This window comes from Bradyrhizobium sp. A5 (assembly GCF_042076515.1).
Classification (GTDB): domain Bacteria; phylum Pseudomonadota; class Alphaproteobacteria; order Rhizobiales; family Xanthobacteraceae; genus Bradyrhizobium; species Bradyrhizobium cosmicum.
This window is the reverse complement of record NZ_CP148990.1, coordinates 6,984,085-7,001,683: the sequence shown is the minus strand read 5'-3', so window position 1 is coordinate 7,001,683 and position 17,599 is coordinate 6,984,085. Positions and strand designations below refer to the sequence as shown.

Sequence of the window (17,599 nt, the reverse complement as noted above, 5' to 3'; positions counted from 1 at the left end):
TAGCCGCAATAGCTCAGTTGGTAGAGCACGTCATTCGTAATGACGGGGTCGGGGGTTCGAATCCCTCTTGCGGCACCAGCGCCCCAATTCATCCGATCGTCACAAGCCGGCATTTGACCGCGCTTCCAGCCGGCATGAGCACGCGCGTTGCACGCGCTTACGGTGTCACTACGATGCGCTGGCGACGAATTGCGCGTGATGGGGCAAGTGGTGGGCACGGAGAACAGGGACAGGACAACGAACCGGAATGTATGGTTCCGAATGTCCGGTCTCGCCATTCTCGCCTTGGGCATCACCGCCATCGTTGCTTCGCGATCGCTCGAAGCCTCATACCTGCACGGCCGGCTGTCCGCTCCTCCGCTCTATGACGACATTTCATATTTTCTCGACGCCGTGCGGTGGACGAATGCTGCAAAAGATCAAAGTATTTTCGTCAGCCTCTGGGACTTGCTGCGTCAGCACGCGCCTTTCTCGTCGCTGGTCGCCATCATCGGCCTCGGGCTTTTTCCCGGCAGCTTTATCGGGCCCTATCTCGTCCACGCCGTGGTCGTCCTTGCATTCCTGCTCGGGATCGTCTGGCTGATCTGGCGCAGACCCGTGCTAGAGATCGCGGCGGGCTTGATTGCGGCATCTTGCGCGCCGGTGCTGTGGCACACGGTCACCGAAGCACGCCCCGATCTGCCCTCGGGTCTTGCCATTGGCCTTGCCGCCAGCATCAAGCCGACGGCGTTCCCCGCCGCACTCGCATTGCTCGGCAGCGCATATGCGATCCGGCTGCTTGTCGATTGCATCCAGGCCGGTGGATTGCGGCTGTCGATGCGCACTGCGTTCGACGCGCTGCTGTGGTTCGTGCTGCCGTTGATCGCGATAGTGGCCGTGCTGATCGGGCCTGCCTTGGTCGAGACCGTCGCCTACATCTTAAATGTGTTCGTCGGCCAGCGCGATCTCTGGACAACAGGTGAAAGTTTTTGGGCTGGGTTGCTGCGCTTCTCGATCGGTGGCGAAGGACAGTTCGGCCTGCACTATTGGTTCGCCATCGGGCTGATCTTGATGCTGCTGCGTCTCGTGCTCGCGGCCATTCACGGTCAGGGCGCACTGCTGGATGCCGTCGTTCTGCTCGCGGCTGTTCTGATCTCCTACGCCATTCCTTCGGCGGCGGAGATCAAGACCTATTATTTCGGCGCAATGTTTTATGGCCTGTTCGTCGTCGCGATGGTCCTTAACGGCTGCGCCTGCCTGGCGCTCGGGGAAGCCCTCCTCGACCGCTTCGGGGACCGACATCCGCCGTCATCTTCTCACGGCTGGCCGGGTGCTTGCGCTGGTGTTTCTCGTCCAGCTGTTCGTCAGGCACGTCGTCACCGGCCAGATCAGCACGGCGACACCGGTGAGCCCGCAGCAGCAGCAGGACATAAGCCTTGCGACCGAGCGACTCTGGTCGCTCTGCGCGACATGAAACCCGAAAAACCCGGCCCGCTCTACGTCGCCTTTTCGAGCCCCTATCCGGTGACCTCGGCGACCATCCAGCTCTACGCCGAACGGGCGCGGATGAATCTTATCGTGCGCAACGAGCTGTATCATCGCACGGCACAGGCTACGGGCGATGCGCTGTTGCAGTCGGAAATTCTCGTGCTCTCCAGCTCGATCCCGCACACGCTGGTCGGACCGCGCGTTGGCGACGAGCTCATCGCCCGGATGGACGCGGAAAAAGGCCTTTGCCTGCTTGAGTCCCAAAAGTTTCCAGACGTGACGCTGCGGGTCTATCGGCGCGGATGCTGACCGCGGCCTGGCGGGTTCGAACGGATCGGCAGTCCGTGTGAGGCTGATCACATAATCCCGGCCGCATCTCCCATAATGTCCCGGTTACGCAAACACGGGGAGATTTCACATGCGCAAGATCATTCTGGTTGCCGCCATGGTGCTGGCTTCCGCGTCTGCCCATGCGGGCGACCGCAGCCTGTCGCTGTCCACGGCAACGGCGGCGCCGCCAGCCGCCACGACCACCACGCCGACGACGCAAATCAGCGAGGTCGGGCCGGCCGTCGAGGCTCCGAAATATGTCGATCGTCCGCCGGCGATCCCGGCTCCGCCTGCTCCAGCCGCGGCCCCCGCTCCTGCGCCCGCTTCAGCGATCGCGCCCGCCGTGATCACGACGGCTTCGGCGCCGGTTGCAACTCCGCCTGCGCCGAAGACGACGGCGAAGGCCAGCAAGCCGAAGCACCAGCGTAGCTCGACCGAGCGCCGCATCATCAGCGAGCTGCATCGCCACGGTATTTATTGGTAAGTCGTGGTTTCCCCACAAAAGCAAATGGCCGGGCGAAGGCCCGGCCATGCGCGGCTTGAAGAGTGATTTTGTTACTGCGAAACCGTCTGCACCACGCTCGAGATCGGACGCGTGTTGGTGCTTGCCGTCGGCACCTTCATATCCTTCAACAGCGCATCGTCGTATTCAGGCAACGACTGGAAGGTCGTCTTGGCCTTGATCTGCACGATCTTGTAACCGCCGGCCTTCAGCCGCGCGAGCAGGGTCGGCAGCGCCTCGCCCGTGTGCTTCTGGAAGTCGTGCATCAGGATGATTCCCTTGCCGAGCTTGTCGAGCTTGGTCATCACCGTGTTGACGATCTTCTCCGGGGTGGCGCCCTTCCTGAAGTCGAAGGAATCCAGATCGGTCGACCACATCGCGACGTTGCGGGTGCCGAGATAGCTCACCATGGCGGGATTGTGCTGAAGCTGCGGAAAGCGGAAGAACGGCGCCGGGTTGGTGCCGAGCGCGAGCTTCACGGCGCTGAAGCCCTTCTCGATTTCGTCCTTGGCCTGCTGCTCCGTCAACTTCTTGCTGTTGAGATTGAGGTGCGACCAGGTGTGGGTGCCGACCGTGTGGCCCTGGGCCAGCACCTGGCGCAGGATTTCAGGATGCCAGGTCGCATGCTTGCCGACCGAGAAGAACAGGCCCTTGGCGCATTCTTCCGCGAGCGCCTTCAGCACCGCGGGCGTGTTGACCGGCCAGGGGCTGTCGTCGAAGGTCAGCACGACCTCCTTGTCGGTGAGGAAGTCGAATTGCTTGAACGTTTCGAAGCCGAAGCCGGGGCCGCCGGTGGTGTCGATCTCGACCACGCGGGAAACGCCCAGCGCGTTCGGATTGGCGCAGGCCTGATTCGGCTGCACCGGCATCGCCGGAGCGGGCGCAGGGACCGCTGCCTGAGCCATTGCCGTCGGCTTGGCCGCGATCGTCGCGGTGGTTGAGACGTCATCCTTGGCGGCGAGCTTGGCCGGTGCCGGCAATGGATCGGCGACACGGGCGGCAATTGTCTTGGGAGCGCCCTGATCGGCGATCGAGGAATAATAAAACCAACCGCCGGCGGCGATCACGACCGCCGCAACTACACTGGCCAGCATCAGGCCCAACGCATTACGCATCGCTACTCTTTCCAATTACGCAACCAAACCGGCGGATTTTCCCGCGCGCCCGGTTATTAATGCGAAGGAACAGTTAACGTGACACCAACACGACAGCGTTTGCGCCGGTTTTTCAGCAGGGTGCGCCAACGTGACCAATGTCACAGTCCGGGTGCGGCCCGTGACCGTCATCACAGTAGAAAGTGTTTTGCCGGAGCATCGTCAGTCCCATCAACAACGGGCGTTCGCCACGGCGGCGCCAATGGGAGCTTCAAATGACCGCCTCGCTGAACACCAAGTCGTTCTCTACCAAGTCCCTGACTAGCAAGATCCGCGACACCAGCCTGGCTCTGGGCTTTGCCGCGATCGTCTCGATCGTCTCGATCGTCTCGACGACCTCGAGCTTCGCCTTCTCGGCCGAAGCACAGCAGCAGTGCACGGGCGACGCCTTCCGCCTGTGCTCGTCGGAAATCCCCAACATCCCGAAGATCACGGCGTGCATGATGAGGCACCGCTCGGATCTGAGCGCCGGCTGCCGCGCCGTGATGGACAAGGATCTCGCCAAGGGCGCCTCACGCAAGGTCGCTGACGCCCAGGACAGCCAGTAAGAGACAGCCAGTAACGCGCGTGACGCATCGCGCGTCGCCGTCATCGAGCTCCCCTCGCGATGTGCCCCGGCGTCAAGCCGGGGCCACGCGGCGGCGCCCCGTAGTCCGCCAATAAAGCCGTTGCGGCTGGGAGATCGTCGCACTAGCTTCGCCCGCACATCTTCCGGGTAAGAGGCATTACGCGATGACCAGATTCCTTTTCATTCTTCCTCTGCTCCTGTGCGCATCGGGCGCATCGGCGCAGCATCAGCCCGGACAGGACGCCTGCGCGCGCGATGTCACGCGCTTCTGCCGCGCCGTGATGAACAATGGCGATAGCGCCGTGCTCGCCTGCCTGAAGCAGAATCGCACGAAGCTGAGCAAGGGCTGCGAAAAGGTGCTGACCGATCACGGGCAGTAAACTACCGCCGTCATCCGGGGCGCGCGAAGCGCGAACCCGGAATGACGAGGGCCCTACGTACTGCTCCCCGCGGCGGTCGCGACCACGGGCAGCACCTCGGCGCCGGCACGATCCGGCGTCTCTTCCTTCCAGCGCACCGACCCGAACGGACGCTCCAGCATGCGGCGAATCCGCACCGGATCGGGGCCGACGTGGAAATCGATCGCCTGCTGATGCAGCGCACGCTCGGATTGGGTCGAACGGTTGCGCTGGCGCAGATAGTCGAACCAGGTCGGGCAATGATAGCGCTCGGTCCACAATTCGGGATCGGCGATGTCGCGTGCGATCGACCAGCCATAGGCGCCGTTGCGCTGCCGGGAGAGCTGCACGTCCTGCATCACGTTGTGGAAGGCGCGCGCGTTCTCTTGAGCGACTCGGTATTCGATCTCGACCACCAGGGGCCCGCTGCGGCCGGTGAGCGATAGCTTCACCTCGGGATCGGCCAGCACGTCGGCGTCCTCGTTGCGGGCGCCGACGCGCGGCATCGTGAGCCAGAGTCCGAGCACCGGCGAGATCAGCATCAGACCGGCGGCCGTCAGTAGCGCGATTTCGACGCCGGCATAGTCGGTGAGACGGCCCCAGCCCCAGGCGCCGATCGCGATGCCGCCGGAGATCGAGGCCTGGAACGCCGCGAGCGAGCGGCCGGCGACCCAGCGCGGCGCCGAGAGCTGCACGCCGATATTGAACAGTGCGATCGCGGCCATCCAGACCGCGCCCGCGAGCACCAGCGCAGCTGCGGTGAGCACCGGCTCGTTGCTGACCGCGAGCGCTGCCATCGCGAACGCCATCGAGATGGTGCAGGCGCGGATCGCGGCCTCACCGCTCATGCGCTTGCGCAGTTCGTGAATGTTGAGCGCGCCGACGACGGCGCCCATGCCGAAGGCGCCGAGCATGATGCCGTAGGTCTGCGCGCCGCCATGGAGCAGGTCGCGCGCGACTAGCGGCATCAGCGCCATCACGGCGCCGCCGATCAGCCCCATCACCAATGTGCGCAACAGCACGATCTTGATCGGCGGCGAATTGGTGATGTAGCGGAAGCCCGAGACCATGGCGCGGTTGAGCTTTTCCCGCGGCAGGCGTGACGGCTCGGTGTTGCGCCGCCACAGCAGCAACACCACCAGCAGCGGCAGGTAGAGGATCGCATTGCAGGCGAAGGCGGCCACCGCGCCGAGCGAGGCGACGATGACGCCGCCGACCGCGGGACCGAAGCTGCGTGCGATATTGTAGCTGATGCCGTTCAGCGCGACGGCCGACGGCAGGGCTTCGGGCGGAACCTGCTCGCTGACCGAGGATTGCCACGCCGGTCCGAACAGCGCATTGCCGCTGCCCACCACGAAGCAGAAGACGAGCAGCGTTTCCGGGGTGATCAGCTGAAGCCAGGCCAGCACCGTCAGCGCGGTCGCACCGATCAGCGCGATCGCGAGCGAAATCAAGGTCACGATACGGCGGTCATACATGTCAGCGATGGCGCCGGCCGGCATCGAGATCAGCATGATCGGCAGCATCAGCGCGGTCTGCACCAGTGCGACCTTGTCGGCCGAGGCCGCCATCTGCGTCATCGCCCAAGCCGCGCCCACGCCCTGGATCAGCAGGCCGAGATTGGAGAGCAGGCTGGCGAGCCAGATGCGCCGGAACAAGGTGTACCGCAGCGGGGCGGTGATGCCGTCGGCCGCAATTTTCTGACGGTTCGTCTGCTCGGTCATATCCCCTTCCATATCGGATGGCAGAAGTGCTCTGGGAGCGGTCTTTGGGTGATTCCGGCACGTTCAGTGATGCCTGTGAAAGTCCTTCGCTGTCCAGTGGTTAGGCCGGTATAAGCGGTGCAAAGACACGAGGTTTTGCCGGGAGGAACACATGAAGCTGTCGCGACGCACAATTCTGCAAGGAGCGGGCAGCCTGCCCTTCGCAATTGCGAGCTTGCGAACGGGCGCGCTGGCCCAGAGTGCGCCCGCGGCGCAAAGCGCCGAGGTGCCTCCCGTTCTGTTCGTCCACGGCAATGGCGATTACGACGCGCTCTGGATGACGACGCTGTGGCGGATGGAATCCAACGGCATTGCGCGCGATCGCATGATGGCGATCAATTTCACCGATCCCAATGCGCGCAGCGACGACAAGGTCGAGCAGGCGAACCGCTCCTCGACCGAGGACCAGCGCCGCGAGCTCGCCGCCGCCATCGCCGAGTTGAAGCGGCGCGCGGGCGCGTCCCGCGTGGCGCTGGTTGGCAGTTCGCGCGGCGGCTATGCCATTCGCAATGTCATCAAGAACGGCGGTTCCGCGGATGTCAGCCACGCCGTCTTGTGCGGCACGCCCAATCACGGCGTGTTCGCGACCGACGATCAGCCCAACAGCGAATTCAACGGCCGCGGCGCGTTCCTGCGCGGTTTGAACGAGGGCGAGAGCGAGGTGACGCCGGGTACGGCCTTTCTCACCCTGCGCAGCGACGGCATGGACAAATATGCGCAGGCCGACGGCCGCTTCATCGGCAAGCCGGGCACGTCGACCGGCGTCACCGTCGAAGGCCCCGAACTGAAGGGCGCGACCAATCTGGTGCTCGGCGCGCTCGATCATCGCGAGGTGGCGTTCCACCCCAGAGCCTTCCGCGAGATCTACAAGTTCATCGCGGGGCGCGAGCCTGCACGGATCGCGATTATGCCGGAGCAGAGCGTCCGGCTGAGCGGTCTCGTTTCGGGCACGCCGGGTGGCGTGTCGACCAATCGGCCGGTGGCGGGCGCAACCGTCGATATCTTCCGCGTCGACCCCGAAACCGGTGAGCGCAAGGGCAATGCCGTGCACAGCGCGAAGACCGGCGCGGACGGCCGCTGGGGTCCTGCGCAGGTCGAGCCGTCCTGGTCGCTCGAATTCGTCCTGACGTCGCCGGATGCGCCGATCACGCATATCTACCGCTCGCCCTTCGCGCGCTCGTCTGACGTTGTCCATCTGCGCGCTGCGCGCCCGCTCGGGACGGCGGACAAGGATGCCGGGGCGGTCGTGATCATGTCGCGGCCGCGCGGCTATTTCGGGCTGCCGCGGGACGTCGTGCTGCTGGACGGCAAGGAGCCCAAGGACGTCAAGCCGGGCGTGCCCACGGATTCGGCAACGACCCTGCGCCTTCCGGCGAGCGAGGTCGGGCGTAACATCGTGGCCCAGTTCGGCGAAGAACGAATTGTGGCACGTCTCTGGCCTGCGTCCGAGAACAGGATTGCGATTGCCGAACTGACTTATTAGCTATTTGCCTGCGTCACATCTCTCGGGAGGGAGCCATGAATATCGCCAGTGTGCGTCGGCCCATCGTCCCTCCGACCCCGCCGCGTGCGCCCGATGACATGTCGTTCCTCGGCCGGGTCGCGCTCCTCCGGCAGAACATGATCGCGACCTGGGGGCAGCGCGCCTATGAGGAAGACGTCATCAAGGGACGCTTCTTCCTGCAACACAGCTTCATCCTGAATCGTCCGGATGCGATCCGGCATGTGCTGCTCAGCAACTATGAGAACTACACGCGCACGCCGGCCGGCATCCGCATGCTGCGTCCCGTGCTCGGCGAAGGCCTCCTGATCGCGGAAGGCCAGGCCTGGACATTTCAGCGCCGCACGCTCGCGCCGGCCTTCACGCCGCGCGCGACCGCGAACCTCGTTCCGCACATGACGGCGGTGCTGGACGAGACCATTGCGCAGCTTGATGCGCAGTCGGGTGCGCCGGTCGACCTGCGCGAAATCATGCAACGCATGACGCTCGAGATCGCCGGGCGTACGATGTTCTCCTTCGGCATGGACCGGCACGGCCCGACCTTGCGCAACTTCGTCGTGGAATATGGCGAGCGGCTCGGTCGGCCGTATTTCCTCGACATGCTGTTGCCGGTGTCCTGGCCGAGCCCGATGGATTTTCCGCGCGCCCGTTTCCGCAAGCGCTGGACCGAATTCGTTGCGATGCTGATCGCCGAGCGGCGGGCCGCCGGCAAGAAGGACGGCGCGCCGCCGCGCGATCTGTTCGATCTCATGGACGCGGCGCGTGACCCCGAGACCGGCAAGGGCTTTTCCGACGAACAGCTCGTCGACGAGGTCGCGACCATGATTCTCGCCGGTCACGAGACCACCGCGACGGCGCTGTTCTGGGCGCTCTATCTGCTCGCGCTCGATCCGGACACGCAGGAAGAGGTGGCGTCCGAGACAGGCGGCGAACATCTCGACAGCATGACCGACATCGATCGCCAGAAATTCACCCGTGCGGTGATCGACGAAACGATGCGGCTCTATCCGCCCGCCTTCCTGGTCGCGCGGGCCGCGCGCGAGAAGGACAACGCGGCCGGCGTCGAGATCGGCAAGGGCGACATCGTCATGATCGCGCCCTGGCTTCTGCACCGGCACGAGAAGCTGTGGGACCAGCCGAACGCGTTCATTCCGAAGCGTTTCATGTCCAAAGAGGCGCCCGATCGTTTTGCCTATTTGCCGTTCGGCGCTGGTCCGCGCGTCTGCATCGGCGCGCCGTTCGCACAGGCCGAATCCGTGCTGGCGCTGGCGCGGTTGATCGGCGCGTTCCGCGTCGAGCTTGCCGACAGCATTCCCGTGATCCCGCATGGCGTCGTCACGACCCAGCCGGATCGTTCACCCCTCTTTCGCATCACGCGTCGGTGACAGACGTTGGTCTGGCCGATGGCGCGATCCATCCTGATAGAGTTAAGCCATGAGCGACATCCAGGCCCAGTTCTCCGTTCTGAAGCAGACCGCCGACGCGAAGGTGGTCGATGCGATCGCGCGTCTCATCGACGATGGCGAGGATCACGAGCTCAACCGCGTCAATGTCCTCGATTTTTCCAGGGAGCGCGGTCTGGACGAGGAGCGGGCGATCGCGGGCTTCCTGCATTCGGCGCGGCTCGGGCTGTTCGATCTCGGCTGGAATGTGCTGTGCCCGGGCTGCGGGGGCGTGCTGGGGGCGCATTCGACCCTGAAGGCGCTCAAGCCCGACGACTATCATTGCGCGCTCTGCGCCTGTGGCTACAAGGCCTCGGTCGACGATCAGGTCGAGGTCTCCTTCACCGTGAACCCGCGCGTGCGGCGCATCGCGGCGCACGATCCTGATACGCTTCCCGTGTGGGATTATTTCAGGCAGGTGTTCTGGAGTTCCGGCGTCGATTTCAACAAGGAATCGTTCGCGACGCTCACCAACGAGGTGACGCTCGATACGATGGAGCTGCCGGCGGGCGAAAAGGCGACCATGTCGCTGCAGCTGCCGAACGACTTCATCATCATCTTCGAGCCGGTGACGCACGCCGCGCATTTCATCGATGTGCAGGGCGAGCCGACCAAGGACCGCCAGCAGCTCGCCATCATGTACAACAAGGTGCAGGCCCCGACGGGGAACGCGACCTTCCGGCCGGGGCCGTTGCGGCTGTCGCTGGAGAACCAGGCCGGCGTGCGCGTGCTGCCGTCGGTGTTCATCGCGGCCGAGGCGCTTCATCATCTTATCGGCAGGCGCAAGCCGTTTCTCACCGCCAAGCGGATGCTGTCGAACCAGACCTTTCGCGACGTGTTCAAGGCGGACAATCTCAGCCTCGACCAGCGTCTGCAGATCACGTCGCTCACCTTCCTGTTCACCGATCTGAAGGGTTCGACCGCGCTCTACGAGCGCGTCGGTGATCTCGCCGCCTTCGATCTCGTGCGTGCGCATTTCCACGCGCTGCTCGAGATCATCTCTTCCGAGAAGGGCGCGGTGGTGAAGACGATCGGCGATGCCGTGATGGCGACCTTCGTCCGTCCCGAGCATGCCATCGTCGCCGGCCTGCGGATGCGCGCGGCGATGGACGAGCTCAACAAGAAGCGCGGCACCGACGATCTCATCGTCAAGATCGGCATCCATGAAGGCCCGTGCCTCGCGGTGATGCTCAACGAGCGGCAGGATTATTTCGGTCAGACCGTCAACATCGCCGCCCGCGTGCAGAGCCTGTCGACCGCGCAGGAGATTCACATCACGGGCCCGGTGCTCGATGCACCGGCTGTGGCGGAAGTGCTGAAGCAGCGCGAGATCAGGCCGATCCAGAAGCAGGCCGCGCTGCGCGGCATCGCCGACAAGATGGTGGTGTACGAGATTCCGTGAGCCTTAACCGGTCATTCCGGGTTCGCGCTTCGCGTGCCCCGGAATGACAGTACCCAGATTGCCGAAACGTAATGCAGCGCGCGGAACTGACGCACGTTGCGCCGGTTGAGTTTCCTGCTCATATGATGCTGGTAACGCCGCACCCCAGCGGCTTCATCGATTTCGGTAGGACCCTATGCTCGACGGCCTGCGCCAATTCATCGCCGATATTGTTGCGCCCCAGGCCGGGGACCGCGCATTCGGCGACAGCGACTACCGGCTGGCGGCGACCGCGTTGCTGGTTCACGTGGTCTCGCTGGACGGTCAGCCGACGGCGGCCGAGCAGCGCAAGCTGCACAATTTGATCGAAAGCCATTTCGGGCTCGATCGCGGCACTGCGGATCGGCTGATCGCGGATGCGACCCAGGTCGAGGGCGAGGCGGTCGACCTCTATCACTTCACCAGCGTCATCATGCGCTCGCTCGACGAAGAGGGCCGCAAGCGCATCGTCCAGATGATGTGGGAGCTGGTCTATGCCGACGGCCAGGTCACGGAGTTCGAGGACAACGTGGTCTGGCGGGCCTCCGACCTGCTCGGGATTTCGCAGCGCGACCGGATCGACCTGAAGCATGCAGTCGCGGACCGGGTCGGTGGCCAGGTCAAGGACGGCGCTGTCGGCGGCTGAACCGCGCCACCCAGGGATATTGCCGGTTGTGCGGACCACATGACAAAACTTTGATGTAGTCCGGGCCGCCCGGGTTCCGGATTCCCCTCCGAATCCGCGGGTTTCCTGGTTTCCCTGCCGCCCGCTCAAGCCGCCATGCTGTCAGCGCCGCTTGCCTGCCGCGCACGGCCTATGCTCTCGTTCCGCTATTGCCGGACCAAAAAACTTCAATTCAAGAGACTTCGATCGTGACTGAACGGGTAACGTTGATCACTGGTGCCTCTGCGGGCATTGGCACGGAGCTGGCGCGTGTGTTCGCCGCGAACGGACACCGCTTGGCGCTGACGGCGCGGCGGGCGGACCGGCTGGAGACGCTCGCGAACGAGCTCGCTACCAAGGGCGGCAAGAAGCCGATCGTGATCGCCTGCGATCTCCAGCAAGCCGACGCCGGCGAGAAGATCGCCGCCGCGCTCGCCGCCGAAGGCGTCGAGCTCGATCATCTCGTCAACAATGCCGGCTTCGGCGTGTTCGGCGATGCGATCGAGTGCGATCGCGCCGAACAGGTTGGCATCGTCGATGTCAACGTCCGGGCTCTGACGGATCTGTCGCTGCGATTTGCCGATCAGCTGATCAGGAACAAGGGCGGTCTTCTCAATGTCGGATCTGTCGCCGGCTTTCTGCCCGGCCCCGGCATGGCGGTCTACTACGCGTCCAAGGCCTATGTGATTTCTCTCACCGAGGCTTTGCGGGCGGAGCTCGCGCCGCACGGGGTTCGTGTCACGGTGCTTTGCCCGGGTCCGGTGCCCACCGAATTCCAGGCCCGCGCCCGCGTCGGATCCGGACACAATACGGCCCTTCTCAACGTTCCCGCCGCCGATGTTGCGCGGGAGGCTTATCGTGGGCTGATGGCGAATAAACGGGCAGTGCTGCCCGGCCTCGGCATCAAGATCGTGCCGTTCGCGCTGCGTTTCTTCCCGCGCGGCTTCATCCTGTCCGCCACCAGTCGGTTCCAGCGGCAGAGACACTGAAGCGTCCGTAGTGGCCCGGAGCTTGCTTCATGCGGATGCGTGTGTGCGCGAACTCACACGATGTTAACCATCGCTTAGCTATGCTGATGGTCTGAACCGATAGCACTCGCAGAGGCCATGTCGTTCCGGACGGACAGGTTTGGTGGCGCAGAGGTGGTGCCCTTCACGAGAAGGACGCCGGGCACGGCCGCCTCCGAAACGAAGTTGCCGGTTCTCATCATTCTGCATCAGGAATCTTCGACCCCGGGCCGCGTTGGCAATGCGCTCCGCGCGCTCGGCCATCGCCTCGACATCCGCCGTCCCCGTTTCGGCGATGCTCTGCCCGAGACGCTCGACCGGCATGCGGGCGCCGTGGTCTTCGGCGGCCCGATGAGCGCCAACGATCCCGACGACTACGTCCGCCGGGAGATCGACTGGATCGAAATTCCGCTTCGCGAACAGCGGCCGTTCCTTGGCATCTGCCTTGGCGCGCAGATGCTGGCGATGCAGTTAGGGGCCCGCGTCGCGCCGCATGCGCAGGCGCTGACCCAGATCGGCTACTACCCGATCCGCCCGACCGCCGCGGGGCACGCGCTCTGCCCGGCCTGGCCGGCGCAGGTCTACCACTGGCATCGCGAAGGCTTCGAGCTGCCCATTGGCACTGAGCTGCTTGCGGAAGGCGATGATTTTCCGGTTCAGGCGTTCCGCACGAGCAATGCCTTTGGCGTGCAGTTTCACCCTGATGTGACCTACGCGATGATGCATCGCTGGACCACGCGCGGCTATGACGGTCTCAGCGCGCCGGGCGCGCGGCAGCGGCATCATCATTTCGCGGATCGTGCTGTCTACGATGCCGCCGAACGCGCCTGGCTCGCCCATTTCATCGACGGCTGGCTGGCGTGCCGGCCCGTGCTGGCCCAAGCCGCCGAGTGATCGCGGCTTCGCGCAGATCCTTTGCCCAAGCCCTTCGCCCAAGCCCTTGGCGCAAGCCCTTGCCTCATCCCTGGATATGCTAGGCTCGCTGCCAACGAGCGCGCGCGAACGCATGCCGGTAGCAAAGGGAGAGCGTCATGGCCTACGAACACATTCTCTATGAGGTGATCGACAAGATCGCGACCATCACGCTCAATCGCCCCGATCGCATGAATGCGTGGACGCCGATCATGGAGCGCGACGTGCGTCACGCGATGGAAGCATCGAGCGCAGACGACAATGTCCGCGTCATCGTGCTCACCGGCGCGGGCCGCGCCTTCTGCGCCGGCGCCGACATGGATGCGCTGAAGGGGCTCGATCCCAATGACGTCAGGCGCGCGTCGAATTTGCCGCCCTTCGACATGAACCGCCGTCCGGACTGGCAGACGCGCTACGGCTTCTATCCGTCGATTGCAAAACCGGTCATCGCCATGCTCAACGGCGCCACCGCCGGCATCGGCCTCGTCCACGCGCTCTATTGCGACCTGCGCTTTGCCGCCGACAACACCGTGTTCACGACAGCCTTCGCGCGGCGCGGCCTGATTGCCGAACACGGCATGTCCTGGATGCTGCCCCACATCGTCGGCCACGCCAATGCGATGGACCTGTTGTTCTCGGCCCGCCGCGTGGGAAGCGATGAGGCGCTGCGGATCGGCCTGGTCAACCGGCTCTGCTCGCCCGAGAAGCTGCGCGAGGAGACCTATGCCTATGCGCGCGACCTCGCGGACATGGTTTCCCCGAGCGCGATGGCCGTGATCAAGCGGCAGCTCTACGAGGTGCCGTTCCAGACCCTGGCCGAGGCCACGATCGAGGCGAACCGGGAGATGATGGTGGCGCTGAACGGCAGTGATTTCCGGGAGGGCGTCGCCAGCTTCATGGAGAAGCGGCCGCCAAGGTTTACGGGGAAGTAGGGGGGAACTTCGAACAGTCCGTCTTCGCCCTTTGGGCTTCGCCGGACACCACGCTTCGCCCTTCAGGCTCCTGGTGGCTGCGCCACGCGTAGCCCGAAGGGCGAAGCGTGGTGGAGCCAGGCGGGATCGAACCGCCGACCTCGTCATTGCGAACGACGCGCTCTCCCAGCTGAGCTATGGCCCCTTTGCTGGCCGCTCTGGTTAATGCGGCCGACAACCGGGCGCCATTTAAGTCCCCGGCAAGGTCAAGTCAAGGACGGGTGTAACCCGGTTTTAGCCATCCCGGCACCGACTTCCCTTGTTTGGGTCGGGGGGAACCGATATCTAGCAAAAGGCGTCAATCCTGACCGCAGCCAGAGTTTTCAAAAGCCAGAGTCTGCAAAAATCATGCGTGCCGTTCTCGACATCGTCATCATCGTGCTCGACCTCTATGTCTGGCTGCTGATCGCCTCCGCGATCCTGTCCTGGCTGATCGCCTTCAACGTGGTGAACACCCGCAACCAGTTCGTTTCGGCGGTGGCGGAGTTCCTGTACCGGATCACCGAGCCGGTGCTGGCGCCGATTCGCAATTTCCTGCCCAGCCTCGGCGGCCTCGACATCTCGCCCATCATCCTGATCCTGCTCATCATGTTCACTGAGCGGGTGATCCTGTATTACATCTACCCGAACGTGATCTAAGCAGGCGGGAGCGCCTTGGTTGCGAAAGAGCCTTTCAAGGAACCTTGGCGCTATGCGGCCGCAGGAATCAGCATCGCGCTGCGGGTGACGCCGCGCGGCGGCCGGGACGCCATCGACGGGATCGAGCAGTTGGCCGATGGCCGCAGCGTGCTCAAGGTGCGGGTGCGCGCGATCGCCGATGGCGGCGAAGCCAACAAGGCCGTTCTGGTCCTGCTGGCGAAATCGCTTGGTGTCCCCAAGGCCGCTGTCAAATTGCTATCCGGGGCGACCTCGCGGCTGAAGCAGATCGCGGTCGACGGAGATCCGGTGCGGCTCGGCGAAGCCCTGCGCCAGCTCGCATCAGCCAAATCGACCGACTGAGGGAACTGACATGACCGCCAAGATCATCGATGGAAAAGTCATTGCCGCGGAGCTCCGTGGCCGCGTCGCGGGCGAAGTCGCCCGCGTCAAGCGCGAGCACAATCTGGTGCCGGGCCTCGCGGTGGTCCTGGTCGGCAACGATCCCGCCAGCGAGGTCTATGTCCGCTCCAAGCACACCCAGACCCAGGCCGCCGGCATGGCCTCGTTCGAGCACAAGCTGCCGGCCGACGTGTCTCAAGCCGACCTGCTGGCCGTCGTCGCCAAGCTCAACCGTGATCCCGCGGTGCACGGCATCCTGGTGCAGTTGCCGCTGCCGAAGGGGCTGAACACCGAGGCCGTCATCAACGCCATCGACCCCGCCAAGGATGTCGACGGCTTGCATCCGAACAATGCCGGCCGGCTCGCCGGCGGCTTTGAGGCGCTGTCACCCTGCACGCCGCTCGGCTCGATCATCCTGACCAAGAGCGTTCACGCTTCGCTCGAAGGCATGAACGCCATCGTCATCGGCCGCTCCAATCTGGTCGGCCGTCCGCTGGTGCAGCTGTTGCTGAACGAGAACGCCACGGTGACCATCGCGCATTCGCGCTCACGCGATCTGCCCGGGCTCGTGAAGCGCGCCGACCTCGTCTATGCCGCTGTCGGCAAGCCGGAGATGGTGCGTGGCGACTGGCTGAAGCCGGGCGCGACTGTGATCGACATCGGCATCAACCGTATTCCGAAGGAGGATGGCAAGACGCGCCTCGTCGGCGACGTCGCCTATCAGGAAGCACTCGCCGTCGCCGGCGCGATCACGCCGGTGCCGGGCGGCGTCGGCCAGATGACCGTGGCGTGCCTGCTGGTGAATACGCTGCGCGCGGCGTGCGCGATCGCGGGGCTGCCGAAGCCGGCGGTGTAGGTTTCTTACCTCGCCCCGCTTGCGGGGAGAGGTCGGATTGCGCTCGGCGATGCGAAGCATCGCTCGAAGCAATCCGGGTGAGGGGGAGTCTCCACGTGGACGGTGAGAGTTGGACTCGCGGAGAGTCCCCCTCACCCCGACCCTCTCCCCGCAAGCGGGGCGAGAGAGAAGAGCTTACGCCTTCTTCTTTTTCTTCTCGCGCTCGATGCCTTCGAGGATCAGCTTCTGCGCGTCTTCCGGGCCGCCCCAGCGCAGGATCTTTACCCACTTGCCTGGTTCGAGATCCTTGTAGTGCTCGAAGAAATGCTGGATCTGCTGCAGCGTGATGTCGGGCAGATCGGAGTACGACTTCACCTTGTCGTAGCGCTGCGTCAGCTTCGACGACGGCACCGCCAGGATCTTCTCGTCGCCGCCGGCTTCGTCTTCCATGAACAGCACGCCGACCGGGCGCACGCTCATGACGGCGCCGGGGATGATGGCGCGGGTGTTGATGATCAGCACGTCGCAGGGGTCGCCGTCATCGGACAGCGTGTGCGGGATGAAGCCGTAGTTACCGGGGTAACGCATCGGCGTGTAGAGGAAGCGGTCGACCACCAGCGTACCGGCTTCCTTGTCCATCTCGTATTTGATCGGTTCGCCGCCCACGGGGACTTCGATGATGACGTTGACGTCGTGGGGGACATTTTTCCCGATCGAGACCGCATCGATACGCATTCAAGGCTCCGTTGTTGCCGAGGTTAAATCGCGCCCGGCAGCGATTTTGGCGCTGTCATACGCGGGCTTGGCCCGCCAATCCATCGCGTTTTTGTGAAATAATGAATCCAGCGATCACCGGCGCAAAAGGCAACGGTATCGACAGATGGGGAACGCCGCCGGCCAGAGTTCAGCAGCTCAATTGGTCCAGGCGAAGGCAACCTTGTCGAGCGACTTCGGCCCGAATCGCTCCGAGGAGCGCGCCACCATGCGGCCGCCGAGCGCCCGATAGAACTCGGTGGCGGGATCGTTGTCCGAGAGCGCCCACACCACCATGCTCTTGAGGCCGCTCTGCATCAGGTCGCGGCGCGCGGCGGTGAACAGGCGACGGCCGAAGCCGAGACCCTGAAATTCGGGACGCAAGTACAGCTCGTAGATCTCGCCGTCGAAATGCAGGCTGCGGGCGCGGTTGCGGCCGTAATTGGCGTAGCCTGCGATCTTGTCGCCGAACACGAGCACGCTGACGCGGCTGCCCTTGCGGATGGCGCTGTCCCACCACTGCGGACCGCGGCGGTTGATCAGCTTCTCCAGCTCGCCGCCGGGAATGATGCCCTGATAGGCGGAACGCCAGGCTTCGTCATGGGTGGACGCCACCGCAGTTGCATCTGCAGCTTTGGCCGGCCGGACCTCGATCAGGGTTGTGCTCATGGGCGCAATCAAACCAAGTCGCCGGGCCGGCGGCAAGACCTATCGTTAATTATCGGTTAACGTGTGGACTTTCTGCATCAGTCTTTAACCATGGTGTGCCGAAAAAAGACAGCGCGCCATTTCGATGGTACTTGCCTGCCATGCGTCGGTGCAAAACGGCCTCTCGGCAACGAATGAATGGTGACGACAACGCAGAAAGTCCGCC

Annotated in this window: 18 protein-coding genes and 2 tRNA genes; 15 read left to right on the top strand and 5 right to left on the bottom strand. The window is 64.3% G+C overall.

Annotation, left to right across the window (positions count from 1 at the left end; translation table 11 throughout):
- Nucleotides 1-2: 2 nt before the first annotated feature.
- The 3 genes from WHZ77_RS33135 (at nucleotide 3) to WHZ77_RS33125 (ending at nucleotide 2,281) form a co-directional block, all read left to right on the top strand.
- Nucleotides 3-78, top strand: a tRNA-Thr gene (locus WHZ77_RS33135).
- Nucleotides 79-261: 183 nt separating this feature from the next.
- Nucleotides 262-1,776 carry a hypothetical protein gene (locus WHZ77_RS33130; RefSeq protein WP_375311761.1) on the top strand — a complete coding sequence of 505 codons (1,515 nt, stop codon included), beginning with the start codon at nucleotides 262-264 and terminating at the stop codon, nucleotides 1,774-1,776.
- Between the two features lie 109 nt (nucleotides 1,777-1,885).
- The gene (locus tag WHZ77_RS33125) at nucleotides 1,886-2,281 is read left to right on the top strand and encodes a hypothetical protein (RefSeq protein ID WP_375311760.1); all 396 of its coding nucleotides are present in this window, start codon (nucleotides 1,886-1,888) and stop codon (nucleotides 2,279-2,281) included.
- Between the two features lie 71 nt (nucleotides 2,282-2,352).
- On the opposite strand, the gene WHZ77_RS33120 is transcribed toward WHZ77_RS33125, so the two are convergent.
- Nucleotides 2,353-3,414 (bottom strand): polysaccharide deacetylase family protein, encoded by a 1,062-nt coding sequence (locus WHZ77_RS33120; RefSeq protein ID WP_375311759.1) that lies wholly within the window; start codon nucleotides 3,412-3,414, stop codon nucleotides 2,353-2,355.
- A 254-nt stretch (nucleotides 3,415-3,668) separates the two neighbouring features.
- Here WHZ77_RS33120 and WHZ77_RS33115 point away from each other — a divergent pair, with 254 nt between their 5' ends.
- Together WHZ77_RS33115 and WHZ77_RS33110 are read left to right on the top strand one after the other, a co-directional pair.
- The gene (locus tag WHZ77_RS33115; protein ID WP_375311758.1) at nucleotides 3,669-4,001 is read left to right on the top strand and encodes a hypothetical protein; all 333 of its coding nucleotides are present in this window, start codon (nucleotides 3,669-3,671) and stop codon (nucleotides 3,999-4,001) included.
- A 184-nt stretch (nucleotides 4,002-4,185) separates the two neighbouring features.
- The gene (locus tag WHZ77_RS33110; RefSeq protein ID WP_375311757.1) at nucleotides 4,186-4,401 is read left to right on the top strand and encodes a hypothetical protein; all 216 of its coding nucleotides are present in this window, start codon (nucleotides 4,186-4,188) and stop codon (nucleotides 4,399-4,401) included.
- Nucleotides 4,402-4,454: 53 nt separating this feature from the next.
- Here the strand turns inward: WHZ77_RS33110 and WHZ77_RS33105 are convergent, their stop codons facing one another.
- Nucleotides 4,455-6,143 carry an MFS transporter gene (locus WHZ77_RS33105; RefSeq protein ID WP_375311756.1) on the bottom strand — a complete coding sequence of 563 codons (1,689 nt, stop codon included), beginning with the start codon at nucleotides 6,141-6,143 and terminating at the stop codon, nucleotides 4,455-4,457.
- A gap of 151 nt (nucleotides 6,144-6,294) precedes the next feature.
- On the opposite strand from WHZ77_RS33105, the gene WHZ77_RS33100 reads away from it, so the two are divergent.
- From WHZ77_RS33100 to WHZ77_RS33070, 7 genes are all read left to right on the top strand, one after another.
- Nucleotides 6,295-7,665: a hydrolase gene (locus WHZ77_RS33100; protein WP_375311755.1), complete on the top strand. Its 1,371-nt coding sequence runs from the start codon at nucleotides 6,295-6,297 to the stop codon at nucleotides 7,663-7,665.
- A 35-nt stretch (nucleotides 7,666-7,700) separates the two neighbouring features.
- The gene (locus tag WHZ77_RS33095) at nucleotides 7,701-9,068 is read left to right on the top strand and encodes a cytochrome P450 (RefSeq protein ID WP_375311754.1); all 1,368 of its coding nucleotides are present in this window, start codon (nucleotides 7,701-7,703) and stop codon (nucleotides 9,066-9,068) included.
- Nucleotides 9,069-9,117: 49 nt separating this feature from the next.
- Nucleotides 9,118-10,527 carry an adenylate/guanylate cyclase domain-containing protein gene (locus WHZ77_RS33090; protein WP_375311753.1) on the top strand — a complete coding sequence of 470 codons (1,410 nt, stop codon included), beginning with the start codon at nucleotides 9,118-9,120 and terminating at the stop codon, nucleotides 10,525-10,527.
- A 175-nt stretch (nucleotides 10,528-10,702) separates the two neighbouring features.
- Nucleotides 10,703-11,191: a TerB family tellurite resistance protein gene (locus WHZ77_RS33085; RefSeq protein ID WP_014438913.1), complete on the top strand. Its 489-nt coding sequence runs from the start codon at nucleotides 10,703-10,705 to the stop codon at nucleotides 11,189-11,191.
- Between the two features lie 227 nt (nucleotides 11,192-11,418).
- Nucleotides 11,419-12,198 carry an SDR family NAD(P)-dependent oxidoreductase gene (locus WHZ77_RS33080; RefSeq protein WP_375311752.1) on the top strand — a complete coding sequence of 260 codons (780 nt, stop codon included), beginning with the start codon at nucleotides 11,419-11,421 and terminating at the stop codon, nucleotides 12,196-12,198.
- Between the two features lie 117 nt (nucleotides 12,199-12,315).
- Nucleotides 12,316-13,110, top strand: a complete 795-nt coding sequence (locus WHZ77_RS33075; RefSeq protein ID WP_375311751.1) for a glutamine amidotransferase — start codon at nucleotides 12,316-12,318, stop codon at nucleotides 13,108-13,110.
- A 137-nt stretch (nucleotides 13,111-13,247) separates the two neighbouring features.
- A complete protein-coding gene (locus WHZ77_RS33070; RefSeq protein WP_375311750.1) occupies nucleotides 13,248-14,060 on the top strand; it encodes an enoyl-CoA hydratase in 813 nt (270 codons plus the stop codon).
- A gap of 108 nt (nucleotides 14,061-14,168) precedes the next feature.
- Here the strand turns inward: WHZ77_RS33070 and WHZ77_RS33065 are convergent.
- Nucleotides 14,169-14,244 (bottom strand) — tRNA-Ala (locus WHZ77_RS33065).
- 203 nt (nucleotides 14,245-14,447) lie between these two features.
- On the opposite strand from WHZ77_RS33065, the gene WHZ77_RS33060 reads away from it, so the two are divergent.
- The 3 genes from WHZ77_RS33060 to folD are packed head-to-tail and all read left to right on the top strand — an operon-like array spanning nucleotide 14,448 to nucleotide 15,993.
- The gene (locus tag WHZ77_RS33060; protein WP_151646028.1) at nucleotides 14,448-14,738 is read left to right on the top strand and encodes a YggT family protein; all 291 of its coding nucleotides are present in this window, start codon (nucleotides 14,448-14,450) and stop codon (nucleotides 14,736-14,738) included.
- Between the two features lie 15 nt (nucleotides 14,739-14,753).
- Nucleotides 14,754-15,098, top strand: coding sequence for a DUF167 domain-containing protein (locus WHZ77_RS33055; protein ID WP_375311749.1), 345 nt, complete (start codon nucleotides 14,754-14,756; stop codon nucleotides 15,096-15,098).
- A 10-nt stretch (nucleotides 15,099-15,108) separates the two neighbouring features.
- Entirely contained in the window at nucleotides 15,109-15,993 is an 885-nt protein-coding gene (folD, locus tag WHZ77_RS33050) for a bifunctional methylenetetrahydrofolate dehydrogenase/methenyltetrahydrofolate cyclohydrolase FolD (RefSeq protein WP_375311748.1), read from the top strand.
- 174 nt (nucleotides 15,994-16,167) lie between these two features.
- Here the strand turns inward: folD and ppa are convergent, their stop codons facing one another.
- Both ppa and WHZ77_RS33040 read right to left on the bottom strand, forming a co-directional pair.
- The gene (gene ppa / locus WHZ77_RS33045) at nucleotides 16,168-16,707 is read right to left on the bottom strand and encodes an inorganic diphosphatase (protein WP_375311747.1); all 540 of its coding nucleotides are present in this window, start codon (nucleotides 16,705-16,707) and stop codon (nucleotides 16,168-16,170) included.
- Nucleotides 16,708-16,884: 177 nt separating this feature from the next.
- Entirely contained in the window at nucleotides 16,885-17,394 is a 510-nt protein-coding gene (locus WHZ77_RS33040) for a GNAT family N-acetyltransferase (protein ID WP_014490714.1), read from the bottom strand.
- Nucleotides 17,395-17,599 lie beyond the last annotated feature (205 nt).